The organism is Stenotrophomonas sp. ZAC14D1_NAIMI4_1 (assembly GCF_003086775.1).
In the GTDB taxonomy this organism is placed as follows: domain Bacteria; phylum Pseudomonadota; class Gammaproteobacteria; order Xanthomonadales; family Xanthomonadaceae; genus Stenotrophomonas.
Genome location: NZ_CP026001.1, coordinates 2,516,274 through 2,532,563, shown reverse-complemented (window position 1 = coordinate 2,532,563; position 16,290 = coordinate 2,516,274). Strand labels below are relative to the sequence as shown.

Here is a 16,290-nt window from a genome sequence, read left to right as displayed (position 1 = left end):
TTTTCAATGCCAGTCGAGCGCGCGCGACCCTACAATGCGCTATGCCTGCCATGCCCAGCCTTGATGACCTGCGCCGCCATGCAGTGGCGCGCACGCTGTTCACGCCGACCACCCTGCTGGCGGCGATCCGTCGCCTCGGCTTCGTGCAGGCGGACCCCATACGCGCACCGGCCCGCGCCCAGGACCTGATCCTGCGCCACCGGGTGAAGGGCTACCGGGCCGGTGACCTGGAGCGGCGCTATGCGCGGCTGCCGGTGGAAGAAGACTGCCTGGTCAATTATGGGTTCCTGCCGCGCGAGCACCTGGCGTTGATGCACCCTCGAGTATCCAAGCGGGTATGGGACGCCGCCACGCGGCGCCGGGCGGCCGAAGTGCTGGAATTCGTGCAGGCGCGTGGCAGTGTCCACCCGCGCGAGGTGGACCAGGCCTTTGCCCATGGGCGGGTGACCAACTATTGGGGCGGCACCAGCAATGCCAGCACGCACCTGCTCGATGGCATGCACTACCGCGGCATGTTGCGCGTGCAGCGGCGTGACAGTGGTACCCGCATCTACGGCATCGCCGAGCACCCGCTGGCGGATGCCGGGGCCGCCGCACAGGCGCTGCGGGCAGCCGCGCTCATCGACCTGGTGGTCCGCACCTACGCGCCATTGCCAGCCGCCAGCCTGACCTATCTCGTGCGCCTGCTCGGTTATGGCGCGCCGCACCTGGCTGCGCCGCTGCAGCAGGCATTGCGTGATGCCCGGCAGGCACTGGCCAGTACCGTTGTCGATGGCACGACCTGGTATTGGCCGGCCGAAGAAAACCCGCGTTCGCGGCGCTTCCAGGTGGATGAGCAGGTGCGCCTGCTGGCGCCCTTCGACCCGGTCACCTGGGATCGCCGGCGCTTCGAGCTGCTGTGGGGGTGGGTGTACAAGTTCGAGGCCTATACGCCTGCGCCCAAGCGCCGCTTCGGCTACTACGCATTGCCGTTGCTGTGGCGTGACCAGGTGATCGGCTGGGCCAACATCAGCGTGCGCGACGGCGGCCTGCAGCCGGCGTTCGGCTACGCCAGCGGCAAGGCGCCGCGCGAGGTCGCATTCCGCAATGCACTGGATGACGAACTGCAGCGCATGAGCGACTTCCTGCTCGGGCCCAGCGGCGCGCCCTGAGCCGCGCCGCCGGTGTCAGCCGCGCCCTCGGCCAGGCAGAGGCAGAGCACTGGCCGAGGCAGTGGCAGGTGATGCGACCGCAATTACGTGATCGCACTCTTCCAGCCGTGCATTGGCCACGGCCTGCGTCGCGCCGCAGTGGGCGCAGGCAAGCACGGTGCCCCCGCTCAGGCGTGCGATCTGCGTGCCCTTGGTACGGGTGACTTCACCGCAGGCTTCGCAGCGCAGCGCCATCGAACGGATCTGCACGATGGTGCCTGCCGGATCCCTGTCTGCATCAAGGGCCAATACGAAAAATCGACCGGTATTGGGCATGGCACTGTCTCCGTAGAACCTGCCTTCAGGGTGCCCGCAGCGCCGGTTGCAAGGTGTGATGGGAGGCTCAATCGGATGTGGACGTGGATCCCGCAGGCATCACGGGATCATCCTCCCGCTTGCGCCGGCGCACCCGTTCGCGGGTGCTGTACAGGCTGTTGTCGGCGCGATGGATGGTGTCGGCCACCACCTCGCCGCGGGCATGCGTGGCCGCACCCATCGAGAACGCGATCGGGGCAAGCCCGGCATTGACCTCATACCAGTCCAGCAGGGCCTGCAGGCGCTCGCGGCCCGGCTGGATCAACACCACCATGAACTCGTCGCCGCCGAGCCGGACCTCGCTTTCGCCTGCACCCAGCGGCGAGCGCAGGAACGCAGCGAACTCCACCAGGATGGCGTCGCCGCGGCGATGGCCCTGGGTATCGTTGACCTGCTTGAAATGATCCAGGTCGAACACCACGCAGGCCCAGGATTCGGTTTCCAGCTGTTCCAGCCGGTGCAGGTAGCGGCGGTTGTGGCACAGGGTCAGCGGGTCGCGCTGGGACAGTTCGCGCAGGCGCTCTTCCTGCTGCCGCAGCGCGGTGACGTCCTGGGCGTGGCCGAGCACGAACGGTGGATGCGCCTCGCTGTCCAGCACGTTGTTGTAGGCCCAGTAGCGGCGGCTGCCATCGGCCGCGATCAGCTCGATGACACCGGCATCGGTATGGTTGCTCTCGATCCGCGCCAGGTAGGCCTTGAACGCATCGCGCTTCTCCGGCGGCATCAGGTCGCACAGGCTGCGGCCGACCATCTGGCTTTCGGGGAAGCCCAGCGACTGCACCGCCGCCGGGTTCACCGAGGTGACCGTACCGTCCAGCGTGTGCGTGCAGATCAGGCCCAGGCTGTAGTGGAACAGGCGCCGGTAGCGCACTTCGCTGGCTTCCAGCGCATCCAGCACCGCGCGTTCCTCGGTGATGTCCTGGATGGCGCCGACCAGGCGTGGCCGTCCCTCTACCTGCTGGCGGCTGCCGACCACGCGGGTCCAGATCGAACGGCCATCGGCGGTGGTCATCGGCAACTGTACTTCCCAGGGCGTGCCGGCCTCGACGCAGCGCTTGACCGAGGCCTCGATGATGGCGCGGCTGTCGTCGCGGTAGAAGGACAGGGCGCTGTCCAGGGATGGCTGGTAGCTGGCGCGCACGCCGTGGATCTGCTTGGTCTCGCGGGTCCAGCGCACCTCGTTGCTGGTCAGGTCCAGTTCCCAGCCGCCCACCTTGGCGGCAGTGTTGGTACGTTCGAGGAAATCCTCGCTGCGCTTGAGGTCGCTGTGCAGGTGCTGGGCCTGGTCGACCTTCTGCAGCAGCGCGGCGCGCTGTTCCAGGACCTGGGTGGTCACCCGGCCCAGGTGCACCATCAGTTCGCGCTGCGAGGGCGAGAGCACGCCGGGCATCGTATCGAGCAGGCACAGGGTGCCGATGCGGGCGCCATGCGCGGTGCCAAGCGGAATGCCGGCGTAATGGCGTATGCGTGGGCCGCCGGTGACCAGCGGATTGGCCGCGAACAGCGGGTCCTGGCGCGCGTCAGGAATCTCCATCAGCGCGTCGCGCTCGATGGCATGCGTGCAGAACGAAATGTCGCGCGGGGTTTCGCTGGTGCCGGGCAGGCCGATGTTGGCCTTGAACCATTGCCGGTGTTCGGCAACGATGGAAATCAGCCCCATCGGCATGCCGGTCGCAGCCTGGGCGGCCGCGACGATGGCATCGAAGACGGGTTCTGAGGGCGTGTCGAGCACGCCCAGGCGGTCGATCTCACAGAGTCTGGAAGCTTCATCCATAACTGGCGCGCTGGCTTCTGTCGGGAAGGGCGGGGCAGGCCCCACGCTAATGGGGCAGGGGTTAGCATCGTGCGTTCCCGGGTGATGCCCGTGTGATGCAGGCTGCCGCTGTCTCAGTTGTTCTGCTTCAGCGCCGCCTGGCGTGCAGCAAAGACTTCCGGGGTCTGCGGCTTGACGAACAGTGCCACCAGTTCGGGAAATTCGTCCTTGACCGCCGTCTCGATACGGGTGATGCAGGCTTCGATCTGCGGCGTGCGCCGGTCGTCCTCGAACTCCGCGCTGAGCATCGCCACCACCTGCTCGGGCCCCATCTGCATGGTCGTCACGCCGTTGGCACGCAGCAGGTCAGGATCAGTGACCGCCACGGCCATGATCCGCTGCGCCACCGCCGGGTGGGCCGGCTCGCCCACCAGCAGGCCCTTGGTTTCCCGCGCCAGCAGGAAAGCGGTCACGGCGAGCACGGCCGCGATGCACAGGGAGGCCACGCCATCGAGCACGGGCATGTCCAGCAGCTGCGCGGCCAGCAGGCCGGCCAAGGCGAAACCCAGGCCCAGCAGCGCGGCGCTGTCTTCCAGCAGTACGGTGAACGTGGAGGGATCCTTGCTGCGCCGGAAGGCTTCGAAGTAGCCCATGCGCCCCTTGCTGCGGCGGAACTCGCGCAGGGCGATGTACCACGACGTGCCCTCGAACAGCAGCGATACGCCCAGTACCGTGTAGCTGAGGCCATGGTTCGTGGCCGGCTGCGGGTGGCGGATGTGCTGGATGCCTTCGTACGCCGATACGCCCGCACCGGCGGCGAACACCAGCAGGGCGACGATGAAGCTCCAGAAATACAGCTCACGCCCGTAACCGAAGGGGTGCAGTGTGTCGGGAGACTTCTCCGCACGGTGCAGGCCGTACAGCAGCAGGATTTCGTTCAGGGTGTCGACCAGCGAATGGACGCCTTCGCTCAGCATGGCCGAGCTGCCGGAAATGCCGGCAGCGATGAACTTGGCGATGGCGATGGCGAGGTTGCCGAACAGCGCGGCGTAGACGACCAGGCGTGAGCCCGTGGGAGCGGCCATGTGAGGGGGAAGATGGAACGGACACCCCATGTTGCTGTGGGGGGTGTCCGTGCCGCGTATACGGCTCGCTCAGCGCTGCCTCGGGTTGAGGTAGATGCGGGTTCCGTCCGATTCGCGCCGGCCCGACCAGCGCCCGCCACCGCTGGGGCGGAAGCGTGCGATGACCTGGTTGTTGGTGTCGGTCAGCAGCAGCTGGTTGCCGGACAGCATCCAGCGGTTGACCGAAAAGAAGCCATCGGGGCAGCCGGCCGGCACCCACGCGCCATAGCCGCCGAACCATTGGCTGTCCTTCAGCGTGATGGTGCAGCTGGAGCCGTTTTCCTGGCCCAGGGTCCAGTCACCAAACAGATCGCTGTCGCGCACCGACCAGCCGCCATGGTGGCGGCCGCTGCCCCAGTCGTCGCGGTTGTCGTCGTGGTAGCCGATGTCCACCTCGGCGCCGGAACTGCGGCTGCGCGACTCCGAGTGCGCGTTGCCGGTCGTGGTGGTCTCGGTGGTCATCGAGCCCATGTTGCCGAAGTCCGTATTGGACTGGGTCGGGTCGCCGCTGTCGTCCTGGCCCGTGCCGTTGTTCGTCTGGGTGGTCGTCGTGGTCTGCGAGCTGCTGGTGGTCTGCGTGCTGGTCGTGTCCTGGCCAAAGCCGAACGATGCGTCCTGGGCCATGGCGGTGGCGGGGAGGGCAAGGCTGCACAGCGCCAGCAGCCCGTAGTGCGGGAAGAGCTTGGCCATCGTCGAATCCTCGTTGGAGAACGCTGGAACCGCTGATCTGCGTGTGGGGCGGCAGCCTGCCGCGCCGGCGGAGCATAGCGCCGGCCGGACGGCGGCGGCGTGAGGGCCGTGTGCAGGTGGAGGCCTGGCGGGGCGGCGGCCAGCGCATCGTGAACAGGGCTGTCCGTGGCGGGGGATACACTGCATGCCCACCCCAGCGGGGCAGGCCCCGATGTCCGCAGCAGAACCAGGCCAGGCCGTGCGGCAACGGGCACTGCAGGAGTGCCGGTCGATCACCGCGGCCCTGTCGTTCACCGATGATCCGCACGCGTCGATCCACGCCGCGCGCAAGGCGATCCGCCGCCTGCGGGCGCTGCTTGGCCTGGTGCAGCATCCGGCGCTGGACCTGGAGGACGCGGACCGCCGCCTGCAGCGCCTCGGCGACAGCCTGTCGGACCTGCGCGATGCCCATGTGGTGGTGCGGGCTGCGGTCTACCTGCAGGACAGCCATGCCGCAGACGCGTGGCCGGCCATCATCGCCCGGCTCACCCAGCGCCGCGACCGGCTGCTGCAGCAGAGCCTGCAGCGCGATCCCGGGTTCGAGCGGCGGTTGCGCCGCGTGGTGATCGTGCAGGAGCAGCTTGCGGCGCAGCCCTGGGCGAAGCTGCGGCGTTCGGCGCTGCGCAGCAACCTGGAGCGCAGCCAACGGCGGGCCGAAAAGGCCGCCCAACGTGCGAGCGACGATGGCGGGGCCGAGGCGATTCACCGCTGGCGACGCAAGGTCCGCCGCCTGCGCATGCAGCTGGACGTGGCACACGCACTGCATCTGCACGCGGGGAAACGGCAAGCGTCCGCTGGCGATGCGAAGGCCCTGCACCGGCTCAGTGATGCACTGGGGCAGCAGCAGGATCTACAGCTGCTGCACAACCTGGTCAGGGCAATGCCGGCCGCTCATGGCAAGGCGCGGGTGCTCGAGCAGCTGCGCAACGCGCAGCACGCAGGGTAATGGAGGGATCGACGCAGCCGCGGTAGCGCCAGGCCATGCCTGGCGGATGCCATCAGGGGCCGCTGCGGTCGCCGGGCATGGCCCGGCGCTACCGATCGTCATTGCGGCGGTAGCGAAGGGTTCGACGCAGCCTTGGTAGCGCCAGGCCATGCCTGGCGGATGCCATCAGGGGCCGCTGCGCTCGCCGGGCGTGGCCCGGCGCTACCGGTCCTCATTGCGGCGGCGTGTCGATCCATCCTGCGGCGAGCGCGGCGCGCAGATCGTCCGCGTCGTCGATGTCACGAAGGGACGCGTCGCTGATGCAGAGGGCGACGCCCGGGGTCTGCCGCAGGCGGCGGCCGAAACCGCGGTCACCACCGCTTTCCGGCAGGCCGCTGAACCATGCGGCGGGGACGACAGCCGGCGAGCCCGGCACGCCGCCTTCCAGCGTGGCAGCGCAGTGGCACGGCGTGCTGGCCGCAGCCGCGAGCAGGGCGCGAAGATGTGCTGCATGCAGGCGGGGCTGGTCACAGACCAGGACCAGCACGTGGCGGGCGGTGCCGAGGTGCGGCGCTGCCAGCCGGAGACTGCTGCCGATGCCCAGCGCAGGCGCGGGATTCTCTACCTGGACGGCGCGCAGTCCGCTCAGTTCGGAACCGAAAGCGGGGCCCTGCGGCGTCACGACGATCAGGACATCCGGATCTGTTTCAGAGGCCAGCCGCGCCGCACGCCGCAACAATGATTCGCCTTCGACCTGCAACCACTGCTTGGGCCGGCCCAGGCGACGGCTCAGCCCGGCGGCGAGCACTACGGCCGCGTGGCCGCTCACGTATTGCCCAGTGCGCTGCCATGCCGCCATGCCTGCAGCTGGGCGGTGATGCTCAGGGCGATGGCTTCAGGCCCCCGTCCGCCCAGTGCGAGGCCGATGGGTGAGCGCAGCCGGGAGTGCAGTGCGGCGCGCGTATCTGCGTCCAGCACCTTGAACAGATCCTCCCTGCGCTGGCGAGGGCCCAGCAATCCGATGAAAGGGATCCTTGATCGGGAAAGCAATCGCAACGCATCCAGGTCCAGCTCGAAGTTGTGGTGCATGACCAGCGCCGCATCCACCAAGTGATCTGCTTGTGCCCCGTTATTCTGCTGCGCCGACGGCAGGCGCGCCTGCCACGCACTGCGCGGCTCCACGATCTGTATCAGCCAGCCCTGGTCTTCCAGCATTGGCACCAGCGTCGCGGCCTCAGGTCCGGCGCCATGCAGCTTTACCAGCGGTGGCCGGTGCCACTGCAGGCGCCACGCGCGGGTGTCGATGGCCTCGTCGCTCTCGAGCACCGGCAGTTGGATGCTGAACGAAGATCCAGCACAGCGACCGTCGATACGACCCTTGGTTGCCAGGGACAGGTGCAGGCTGTCACGGCCCTGCAGCCAGACATCCAGGCAGCCTGCCAGGCCGGGCAACCGGTGCAACGGCAGCAGTGCGATCCACTGGCAGCCGCGACAGCCCACGGCGTTGCCGGAGAACAGCGCCGCATCATCGCGGGTATCAATCTTTACCCAGGTGACGCGTCCTTCCGCTGCAACCCTGCAGGCCGCACGCGCGAGTTCCGGCTCGAGGCAGCCGCCACTAAGCCAGCCGATCTGTTCGTCGCCGGCAAACAACACGCAGGTCCCCGCACGGCTGTAGGTCGAGCCCTCGGTCTGCACCACGATGGCCAGCACCGCCGGAGAGCGCATGCGTGCGGCATCGGCAGCAGCACGCAGTACGGGCCGTGCATTGCCCGTTTCAAGGTCCAGGGGTGCGGGAAAAAGCGCCGTTGTCATGCGAGGTCCGGCAGGCCTGCGAGCAGCTTGTCCAGCGTCAGTGGGTAGTTCCTGACCCTTACACCGGTTGCGTTGTAGACGGCGTTGGCGATGGCGGCACTGACACCACACAGACCCAGCTCGCCGACGCCCTTGGCTTTCATCGGGGATGACACTGCATCTGCCTCGTCGAGGAACACGACCTCCTGATGCGGCACATCGGCATGCACGGGAACTTCGTAGCCTGCAAGGTCATGGTTGACGAAGAAGCCCAGGCGCGGGTCGACGATCAGTTCCTCCGACAGCGCAGCGCCGATGCCCATCGTCATCGCGCCGATGACCTGGCTGCGTGCCGTCGTGGGATTCAGGATGCGTCCCGCAGCGCAGACGGCCAGCATCCGCCGGATGCGCGTCTCGCCCGTCGCGACATCAACGCCGACCTCGACGAAATGCGCAGCGAAGGTGGATTGCTGGAATTTTTCCTGCAGGGTGTCAAATTCGATGCTGTCCTCGGCAACCAGTTCGCCGCTGCGGGTCGCCTCCGTCAAGGCAGCCCGTCGTTGCCCAGCGATGACATGGCCATCCTCGAACCGTGCCACGGACGGATCCATTTCCAGCGCGTTGGCGACCTTGGTCCGCAGTGCCATGCAGGCCGCGTAGACACCGGCAGTAGAACTGTTCGCACCCCATTGGCCGCCAGAGCCGGCGGCAACCGGAAAGCGCGAGTCGCCCAGCTTCACCGTGACCTGCTCCAGGGGAACGCCCAGCATTTCGGCGGCGGTCTGGCCGATGATGGTGTAACTGCCTGTACCGATATCGGTCATGTCGGTCTCGACGGTCACGCGGCCATCAGTGGACAGGCGCACGCGCGCGCCGGACTTCATCACCAGGTTGTTGCGGAAGCCGGCCGCCACCCCCATGCCGACCAGCCAGCGTCCATCGCGGCTGGTTGCAGGGGCTGCGTTGCGACGCTCCCAGCCGAAGCGCGAGGCACCGGATTGCAGGCACTGCACCAGCTGGCGCTGCGAAAATGGCCGTGACGGATCGCTGGGGTCGACCTGGGTGTCGTTGCGGATGCGGAACTCGATCGGATCCAGCCCGACCTTTTCTGCCATCTCATCCATGGCGATTTCCAGGGCCATCAGCCCGGGCGTCTCGCCGGGCGCGCGCATCGCGTTGCCTTCGGGCAGGTCCAGCGCGGCCAATCGCATGGCGGCCAGCCGGTGCGCGCCGGCGTACAGGAAGCGGGTCTGCTGTACGGCTTCCTCAGGCGAGCCCCCCGCCAGGTTGCCTGACCACGATTCGTGCCCGATGGCGGTCAACGTTCCGTTCGGGGATGCGCCCAGCCGGATGCGCTGGATGGTGGCCGGGCGGTGGGTCGTGTTGTTGGCGACCAGCGGGCGTTGCAGCGCCACCTTGACCGGGCGCTTCGCTGCGCGTGCCGCGAGCGCTGCGAGCAGGGCATCGGAGCGCAGGAACAGCTTTCCGCCAAAGCCTCCGCCGATGTAAGGCGATACCAGGCGGACGTTGTCCTTGGGGATGCCCAGGGTCCTGGCCAGGTCCGTACGGCCCCAGTCGATCATCTGGTTGGACGTCCACACGGTCAGGTGGTCACCGTCCCACGCCGCCAGCGTTGCATGAGGCTCCATCATGGCGTGTGACTGGTCAGGGGTGTGATACGTCGCATCCAGGGTGATGTCGGCCTGCTGGAACGCCTTTTCGAAGTCGCCCACCCGGGCATCGGGCTCGGGAGTCTTCAATGACGACTCATCTTTGCGGGCCGCAGCCAGGTCGAATGAACCGTGCCGCGGTGCGTAGCGCACGCGGACCTTGGCGGCCGCCGCGCGTGCCTGCTCGAAAGTCTCGGCAACCACCACCGCCAGCGCCTGGTGGTAGTGGCTGATCGTCGGGCCACCGAGCAGCGGCGCGGCGTTGCGCTTCACGCGCTGCAGCGGCCCGGCATTGTCGGCAGTGACGATGGCCAGCACGCCCGGTGAGCGGCGGGCGGGCTCAAGGTCCAGTGAGGCGACGGCTCCGGCGGCGACTCCTGCACCCACCACCACGCCGTAGGCCGGTGTCTCGGGCAGTGCGTCATGCCATTCGTATGCGTAGGTCGCCTTTCCGGACACCTTCAATGGACCGTCGATGCGCGGGTGCGGTTGCCCGACGATCTTCTTTGCATCGATGGGATTGGTACCAGCAGGCGTATTGAACTTCATGCGCGCGCCCTCAGGTCCTGCAGGATGGATGCCAGCGTGCGTTCGGCCAGTACCGCCTTGAAGTGGTTCTGGCCGGTCGGTGCCGCACCCAGCAACAGCGACGACATGACGGCCGAGGCTCCCTGCGGCAGTGCGGCGTCAGCGGCGTCGCTGCGCCATGGCTTGTAGGCCACGCCGCCCAGCGCGACGCGTCCGCTGCCATCGGCCTGCACGATGGCCGCAACCGAAACAAGCGCGAACGCGTACGATGCGCGGTCACGCACTTTCCGATAGACATGGGTGCCACCTGCCGGGGGGGGCAGGATCACCGCCTGGATCAGCTCGCCTCGCAGCAGCGTCGTCTCCAGGTGTGGGGTTGTTCCCGGTGGGCGGTACAGCGCATCCAGCGCAATGCGCCGACGGGTGCCGTCGGCACGCAGTGTTTCCACCGACGCGCCCAATGCCATCATCGCCACGGCCATGTCACTGGGATGCGTGGCGATGCAGTCTGCGCTGCCACCGATGATCGCCAGTTGCCGGCTGGCGCCTTCCACTGCGGCACAGCCGCTGCCCGGCAGGCGCTTGTTGCAGGCCTGGGCCGTATCGTAGAAGTACGGGCAGCGCGTGCGTTGCAGCAGATTGCCTGCCGTGGTTGCCTTGTTGCGCAGCTGCCCCGAGGCACCTGACACCAGCGCCCGGGTCAGCAACGCGTAATCGCGGCGGACGCGTGCGTCTGCGGCCAGGTCGGTATTGCGCACGAGTGCACCGACCCGGAGGCCGCCATCGGCCGTCGCTTCGATGCCGTCCATGCCCAGCCCGTTCACATCGATCAGATGCGTCGGCGTTTCCACTTCCAGCTTCATCAGGTCCAGCAGGTTGGTGCCCCCGGCGATGAAGCGTGCGCCCGGCGCGCGCGTGGCGGCGGCAATGGCGTCGGCCGCGCTGCTGGGGCGTTCATAGGTGAAGGCCCTCATGAGCGCTTCCCTGCCGCATCCTGGATCGCGTCGATGATGTTGGAGTACGCGCCGCAGCGGCAGATATTGCCGCTCATCCGCTCGCGGATCTCTTCGGGTGTCAGTGCCGCAGGCGCGTCCAGGCGTGCAGTGACGTGGCTGGGTACACCGCGCTCGATTTCGTCCAGCACCGCAACGGCCGAGCAGATCTGGCCCGGCGTGCAGTACCCGCACTGGAACCCATCATGCTTGACGAAGGCGGCCTGCATGTCGCTGAGGTTGCCGGGTGATCCCATGCCCTCGATGGTGGTGATGCTGGCGCCCTCATGCATCACGGCCAGGGTCAGGCATGCATTGATGCGGCGGCCGTCCACCAGCACGGTGCAGGCACCGCACTGCCCGTGGTCGCAGCCTTTCTTGGTGCCCGTCAGCTGCAGGTGCTCACGCAGCGCATCCAGCAGGGTGACGCGGGTATCGAGCAGCAGTGAGCGGTTTGCACCGTTCACCTTGAATGCTACCTGCGAGGTGACCGGGGCACGTGCCGCGGAACGATCGGGCTCGGCGGCGGCGGCGACAGCGGCGGGCATGGCCATGGTCGTGGCCGAGCCCGCACTGAGCTTGAGCATGTCGCGCCGCGTGAGCGGAAGCTTGGAAGGGGGATTCATCGTGACTCCGCTGGCTGCAGTCGGCTGACGGGATTGCGTGTCAGCATGGCCGCGCTGCGGTAGGCGGGTGGTGAAACTCCGCCCTGTTACCCGTTCAGCTTGCTTGCTGTGAGGGTGGATGGCCCGATGATGACAGCACCGCGCGCACCCGCGTGGCCAGTTCGCCGATGGTGAAGGGCTTGCCGATCAACTGCACGTTCGCGTCGAGCACGCCATCGTCGACCAGCGCATTGCGGCTGTTGCCGGTGGCGAACAGCACCTTCAGGTGCGGATGCCGCGCCAGTGCCTGGTCGGCCAGCTGCCGCCCGTTGACCCCGGGCATCACCACGTCGGTGAACAGCAGGGCGATGTTGGGATGGGCCTGCAGCAGGGGCAGGGCGCTGGCGGCGCCATCGGCCGACAGCACCTGATAGCCCAGTTCGGACAGCGCATCGACCGAGAACGCGCGCACCGCCGCGTCATCGTCCACGACCAGGATCTGCTCCGCGCCACCGCCCGACAACGGGGTTGCAACGGTCGCGGCCGGTGGCAGTGCGTCCACCTCGGCCAGCAGGCGCGGCAGGTAGATGACCACTGTGGTGCCCGCGCCGGGCGTGGACTGCAGGCGGACGTGGCCGTTGGACTGCTGCACGAAGCCGTAGACCTGCGACAGCCCCAGGCCCGTACCCTGGCCGACGGGCTTGGTGGTGAAGAACGGATCGAACGCGCGTGCCATCACGTCCGCCGGCATGCCGCTGCCGGTGTCGGTCACCGCGATGCGCACATAGTCGCCGGTGGGAATGCCACCGTGATCGGCCACGGCTGCCAGATCGATCTGGCAGTTGCTGGTCTGCAGCTGCAGGCGGCCGCCGCCCGGCATGGCATCACGTGCGTTCACGGCCAGGTTGAGGATGACGTTCTCCAGCTGGCTGGCATCGGCGTGCGTCCACCACTGGCCGCCGCCCAGCACGGTTTCCAGAATGACGCTGTTGCCGAGCGAGTGGACCAGCAGGTCGGTCATGCCCGCCACCAGATGGTTCACGTCCAGGGCGACCGGTTGCAGCGGCTGTTGCCGCGAGAAGGCCAGCAGCCGCTGGGTCAGCTGGGCGGCGCGCTGGGCGCCATCCAGGGCCATCTCGATGTAGCGCACGGCGCGGGCATCGCTGTCGCCGATGCGCAGGGCCAGCAGGTCCAGCGGGCCGATCACCGTGGCCAGCATGTTGTTGAAATCGTGCGCGATGCCGCCACTGAGCTGGCCGACGGCTTCCATCTTGCGGCTCTGCCGCAGCGCGTCCTCCACCCGCATGCGCTCGGCCACTTCGGCGCGCACCCGCGCTTCGAGCTGCTCGTTGAGCTCGCGCAGGCGCGCGTCGGCGGCCTTGCGCGCGGTGATGTCAATGACCACGCCCAGCATGCGTACGCAGCGACCGGCCTCGAAGATGCCCCGGCCCTTGGCCGCGACCCAGCGCACGATGCCATCTTCCTTGCCGACCGTGCGGTACTCCACGTCATAGTTGGCGCGCCGCTGCGGATCGGCGCAGGCCTCCAGCGCCGCCAGCGTTTCGGCACGGTCATCCGTATGCAGGCCTGCGCGGAAGTCGTCGAAGGTCACCTCCGCATCGGAGGAAATGCCGAACATCGCCTTCGTGCGCGCGGGCCAGAGCAGGATGTTCTGCACCAGGTCGAGATCCCACAGGCCGAGCTCGCCCGCTTCGGTGGCCAGGCGCAGGCGTTCCTCGCCTTCGGCCAGTGCGGCTTCGGCGGCCTTGCGCCCGGACAGGTCGAGCATGGCACCGATCATCCGGAGCGGCCGTCCATCGCCATCGCGCAGTACTGCGCCACGGTCGAGCACGGCGGCATAGCTGCCGTCGGCGCGGCGGAAGCGGTACTCGCCGTTCCAGGTCGTGCCATCGCCGTCGATGACGGCATGGATGTTGCGGTCGATGCGATCGCGGTCTTCGGGATGGATGTGGTCCAGCCACCACTGCGCGCTGGTTTCCACCATCGAGTGCCCAAACAGGCTGGACAGCGCTTCGTTCCAGACCACGTGGCCGTCTGCCATGCGCCAGTCCCAGACCGCATCGTTGGTGGCCTGTGCCGCCAGGCGGTAGCGTTCCTCGAGGTCGAGGCGGTCGGCTTCGGCGGACTTGCGGTCGGTGATGTCCAGCGAGGTGCCGACCAGGCCGATGATCTCGCCATCGCCGTTGCGCAGCGGCGCCTTGGTCGACAGCCACCACGCGCGGCGCCCATCCGGAAAGCTGACTTCTTCCTCAACCTGCTCGGTGCGACCGCTGGCCATCACGCGCTCATCGGTCGCCATGACCGCCGCGGCCTGCGCGGGATCGGCCAGCAGCTCGGCATCGGTGCGCCCGACATACTCCGCGGGCGTACGCCCGATCAGTTCGGTGGTGCCGCTGTTGCCGATCAGCAGGCGGCCCTGGCGGTCCTTGGCGTACATCACGCCTGGCGCGGCCTCGACGAAGGAACGCAGCAGGGCCTGGGCCTGGTCGCGCTCGGCCTGCACCCGCAGGCGCTCATCGATATCGATCAGGACGCCGGGAAAGCTTTTCGCCCGCCCGTGCTCATCCAGATCGACGCGGCCGATGCTTTCCAGCCAGTGGTATCGGCCATCGGGGCCCTGCGTGCGGTACTGGTGGGCGAAGCGGCCACCGTGGTGCACCGCGTGCTCGATGGCGGCCACCAGGCCGGGCAGGTCATCAGGATGGACCGCGCCCAGCACGTCGTGCAGCTGCAGCTTGCGCTGGGCCAGCGCCGGGTCGAGGCCGAACGCACGCGCCAGCGCTTCGTCCACGGTCAACTGGTCGCGCGGAACATCCCAAAACCAGGTGCCGACGATGGCGCCTGCAGCCAGCGCCATGTTCACGCTCTCGGTGGCATGGGCGGCTTGGGGCAGGGAAGCGGGAGGCTGGTTCACGGACGATCTCGAGCGACGGTGCACTGCCTGCCGCAGTCAGCGGCAGGCAGATCAAGGGCCGCCAGTCTAGATCAGTCGCTTGTCACGGTAGCGTGGTGCCGGCTCAACTGCCGCCGGGTTTCACCCGCATCACCCGTTTGCGGTACTCGTAGACGTTGTCACCGCGCACGCGCCGTTCCTGCGTGCCGGTGATCGAATCCACGCGTCGGTCCGAGCCGGTGACCGGCTTGGCGTCGATAGCGGTTTCGCGTTCGAACGAATGCGATTTGTCGGTGTTGCGGTAATAGCGGTACAGCGCCCAGTACAGCGCCGTAGCACCGGCCGGACCGGCCGCCAGCAACCAGAGACCACTGTCGTCACTCATGTTGTCGCCACCAGGAAGGCAATTGCGAGGGCTTCGATGACCGTGCCGGTGGCCAGGGCGGCCAGCAGCATCTTCCACTGCTGCACCGGCACGCTGCCCATGGTTTCGCCGGTACGGCCGTTCACCGCGATGTAGTGCAGCATGCCGCCGTTGGCGCCGGGCTGGTGGTAGGAGTACAGCCATACCGGCAGGTACATCGACACCCAGCGGGTGCCATGCACGTCCAGCTGTTCCTGTTCCCAGCGCACGCCACGGTCGTAGCGGCGCACGCTGGCCTGGACCTGGGCACGGGCGATCGACAGCAGCTGGTCCTCCAGCCGCGGGCGCAGCTTCTCGACATCCAGGTTGCGCTTCTCCGAGGTGAAGCCGGCCAGGTAGGACGCGTTCCATTTGACCGCGTTCTTGGTGTCGAACGGCAGGATGGTGTTGATGATGTTGTTGGTATTGGTCTGCGTGTCGAGGTTGCCGCGCTCGGCCGAGGATTCCAGCGGCAGGTCGTCGACGGTGAAATCGACCTGGCGCTCGACCTGGTAGATGTCCGCGTCGTAGTAGGTCTGCTTGTTCTTCTCGGTACCGCGGGTGTATTCGCGGGTCTTGATCTCGCCCTTGCCGGCCACGGCCGCGCTGACATTGCTGTCCACGATCATGTAGGGCAGGTACACGCCCACTACGTTTTCCGGGGTGAACTGGTCCTTGAACGCCTTCAGCGCGAACATCCGCCGCTTGTCGACGAACTGGCGGATCCGCGCGACGGCGTCGTCCTTCTTGATGTGGAAGGGCAACACCGCATCGGGCACGGCACCGTTGCTGATCTGCTCGTTCACGCCGAACACGTGGCGGCACCAGTGGCAGCGTGCGGTCATCGTGCTCTCGGTGTTGACGGTGACCTCGGCGCCGCAGCCGCTGCACTTGAAGGTCATCAACGCAGAGGTGTCGGCGTCGATGTTGCGTGCGCCGGAGGCGATGACGGTGCCCTGCAGCTGGTCCAGCGCTTCACCCAGCCCGAATTCCTCCTCCACCCGCGCACCGTGCCACTCGTGGCGGCAGTAGAGGCAGACCAGGATGTCGGTGCCAAGCTTGGGGCGGATGTCGGTGGCGCCGCACTTCGGGCAGCGGTTCAGGCCGTCCTTCAGCTCGCTGGCGGAGGTGTCGATGGCCAGCGGATCGGGGGCCTCGACGTCATCACGGATGGCCTGCGGCAGCGTGCTGGTATCCAGCGGGAAGCTGCCGGGCAGGGGCGGGACGTCCTGCGGCGAACCCGGACCGTCCAGCTTCGCCGCCGGCAGGGGCGGGGGCGAAGCGGGATCGGACTGGGGCAGCGGCGGAGGGCCGTTTCTGGGGTCGGACATGGTGTCTGCGCGCCCTG

Annotated in this window: 14 protein-coding genes; 2 read left to right on the top strand and 12 right to left on the bottom strand. The window is 67.8% G+C overall.

Annotation, left to right across the window (positions count from 1 at the left end; translation table 11 throughout):
- Window positions 1–41 precede the first annotated feature (41 nt).
- Window positions 42–1,151: a crosslink repair DNA glycosylase YcaQ family protein gene (locus tag C1927_RS11730; protein ID WP_079222017.1), complete on the top strand. Its 1,110-nt coding sequence runs from the start codon at window positions 42–44 to the stop codon at window positions 1,149–1,151.
- Between the two features lie 15 nt (window positions 1,152–1,166).
- On the opposite strand, the gene C1927_RS21425 is transcribed toward C1927_RS11730, so the two are convergent.
- The 4 genes from C1927_RS21425 to C1927_RS11715 all read right to left on the bottom strand — a co-directional run bounded on the left by C1927_RS21425 (window position 1,167) and on the right by C1927_RS11715 (window position 5,072).
- Window positions 1,167–1,466: a hypothetical protein gene (locus C1927_RS21425; protein WP_159095354.1), complete on the bottom strand. Its 300-nt coding sequence runs from the start codon at window positions 1,464–1,466 to the stop codon at window positions 1,167–1,169.
- A 67-nt stretch (window positions 1,467–1,533) separates the two neighbouring features.
- Complete coding sequence (locus C1927_RS11725) at window positions 1,534–3,279, bottom strand: PAS domain S-box protein (protein WP_079222016.1); 1,746 nt, start codon at window positions 3,277–3,279, stop codon at window positions 1,534–1,536.
- Between the two features lie 113 nt (window positions 3,280–3,392).
- Window positions 3,393–4,343 carry a cation diffusion facilitator family transporter gene (locus tag C1927_RS11720; RefSeq protein WP_079222015.1) on the bottom strand — a complete coding sequence of 317 codons (951 nt, stop codon included), beginning with the start codon at window positions 4,341–4,343 and terminating at the stop codon, window positions 3,393–3,395.
- Between the two features lie 69 nt (window positions 4,344–4,412).
- Window positions 4,413–5,072: an AprI/Inh family metalloprotease inhibitor gene (locus C1927_RS11715; RefSeq protein WP_079222014.1), complete on the bottom strand. Its 660-nt coding sequence runs from the start codon at window positions 5,070–5,072 to the stop codon at window positions 4,413–4,415.
- 211 nt (window positions 5,073–5,283) lie between these two features.
- Between C1927_RS11715 and C1927_RS11710 the strand changes: the two genes are divergently transcribed.
- Window positions 5,284–6,057, top strand: coding sequence for a CHAD domain-containing protein (locus C1927_RS11710; RefSeq protein WP_108746766.1), 774 nt, complete (start codon window positions 5,284–5,286; stop codon window positions 6,055–6,057).
- Window positions 6,058–6,268: 211 nt separating this feature from the next.
- Here the strand turns inward: C1927_RS11710 and C1927_RS11705 are convergent, their stop codons facing one another.
- The 8 genes from C1927_RS11705 to C1927_RS11670 form a co-directional block, all read right to left on the bottom strand.
- On the bottom strand, window positions 6,269–6,895 hold the full coding sequence (locus tag C1927_RS11705) for an NTP transferase domain-containing protein (RefSeq protein WP_108746765.1): 627 nt from the start codon (window positions 6,893–6,895) through the stop codon (window positions 6,269–6,271).
- Window positions 6,862–7,851 carry an XdhC/CoxI family protein gene (locus C1927_RS11700; protein ID WP_108746764.1) on the bottom strand — a complete coding sequence of 330 codons (990 nt, stop codon included), beginning with the start codon at window positions 7,849–7,851 and terminating at the stop codon, window positions 6,862–6,864. Before C1927_RS11700 ends, C1927_RS11705 begins: the two co-directional genes overlap by 34 nt.
- Window positions 7,848–10,049, bottom strand: coding sequence for an aldehyde oxidoreductase molybdenum-binding subunit PaoC (gene paoC, locus C1927_RS11695; protein WP_108746763.1), 2,202 nt, complete (start codon window positions 10,047–10,049; stop codon window positions 7,848–7,850). Before paoC ends, C1927_RS11700 begins: the two co-directional genes overlap by 4 nt.
- Window positions 10,046–11,002 (bottom strand): xanthine dehydrogenase family protein subunit M, encoded by a 957-nt coding sequence (locus tag C1927_RS11690; protein ID WP_108746762.1) that lies wholly within the window; start codon window positions 11,000–11,002, stop codon window positions 10,046–10,048. The genes paoC and C1927_RS11690 overlap by 4 nt, the downstream gene beginning before the upstream one ends.
- Window positions 10,999–11,646, bottom strand: a complete 648-nt coding sequence (gene paoA, locus C1927_RS11685; RefSeq protein WP_108746761.1) for an aldehyde dehydrogenase iron-sulfur subunit PaoA — start codon at window positions 11,644–11,646, stop codon at window positions 10,999–11,001. The genes C1927_RS11690 and paoA overlap by 4 nt, the downstream gene beginning before the upstream one ends.
- A 94-nt stretch (window positions 11,647–11,740) precedes the next feature.
- Entirely contained in the window at window positions 11,741–14,560 is a 2,820-nt protein-coding gene (locus C1927_RS11680; RefSeq protein WP_254051465.1) for a PAS domain-containing protein, read from the bottom strand.
- A 103-nt stretch (window positions 14,561–14,663) separates the two neighbouring features.
- On the bottom strand, window positions 14,664–14,924 hold the full coding sequence (locus C1927_RS11675) for a hypothetical protein (protein ID WP_079222006.1): 261 nt from the start codon (window positions 14,922–14,924) through the stop codon (window positions 14,664–14,666).
- Window positions 14,921–16,273, bottom strand: coding sequence for a hypothetical protein (locus C1927_RS11670; RefSeq protein ID WP_108746759.1), 1,353 nt, complete (start codon window positions 16,271–16,273; stop codon window positions 14,921–14,923). The genes C1927_RS11675 and C1927_RS11670 overlap by 4 nt, the downstream gene beginning before the upstream one ends.
- Between the last annotated feature and the right edge of the window lie 17 nt (window positions 16,274–16,290).

Excerpts from the sequence above, each read along its gene's own strand:
- C1927_RS11730 (WP_079222017.1), top strand. The coding sequence starts at position 42 with ATGCCTGCCATGCCCAGCCTTGATGACCTGCGCCGCCATGCAGTGGCG.
- paoC (WP_108746763.1), bottom strand. The coding sequence starts at position 10,049 with ATGAAGTTCAATACGCCTGCTGGTACCAATCCCATCGATGCAAAGAAG.
- C1927_RS11670 (WP_108746759.1), bottom strand. The coding sequence starts at position 16,273 with ATGTCCGACCCCAGAAACGGCCCTCCGCCGCTGCCCCAGTCCGATCCC.
- C1927_RS11725 (WP_079222016.1), bottom strand. The coding sequence starts at position 3,279 with ATGGATGAAGCTTCCAGACTCTGTGAGATCGACCGCCTGGGCGTGCTC.
- C1927_RS11675 (WP_079222006.1), bottom strand. The coding sequence starts at position 14,924 with ATGAGTGACGACAGTGGTCTCTGGTTGCTGGCGGCCGGTCCGGCCGGT.
- C1927_RS11690 (WP_108746762.1), bottom strand. The coding sequence starts at position 11,002 with ATGAGGGCCTTCACCTATGAACGCCCCAGCAGCGCGGCCGACGCCATT.
- C1927_RS11700 (WP_108746764.1), bottom strand. The coding sequence starts at position 7,851 with ATGACAACGGCGCTTTTTCCCGCACCCCTGGACCTTGAAACGGGCAAT.
- C1927_RS11720 (WP_079222015.1), bottom strand. The coding sequence starts at position 4,343 with ATGGCCGCTCCCACGGGCTCACGCCTGGTCGTCTACGCCGCGCTGTTC.
- C1927_RS21425 (WP_159095354.1), bottom strand. The coding sequence starts at position 1,466 with ATGCCCAATACCGGTCGATTTTTCGTATTGGCCCTTGATGCAGACAGG.
- C1927_RS11705 (WP_108746765.1), bottom strand. The coding sequence starts at position 6,895 with ATGGCGGCATGGCAGCGCACTGGGCAATACGTGAGCGGCCACGCGGCC.
- C1927_RS11715 (WP_079222014.1), bottom strand. The coding sequence starts at position 5,072 with ATGGCCAAGCTCTTCCCGCACTACGGGCTGCTGGCGCTGTGCAGCCTT.
- paoA (WP_108746761.1), bottom strand. The coding sequence starts at position 11,646 with ATGAATCCCCCTTCCAAGCTTCCGCTCACGCGGCGCGACATGCTCAAG.
- C1927_RS11710 (WP_108746766.1), top strand. The coding sequence starts at position 5,284 with ATGTCCGCAGCAGAACCAGGCCAGGCCGTGCGGCAACGGGCACTGCAG.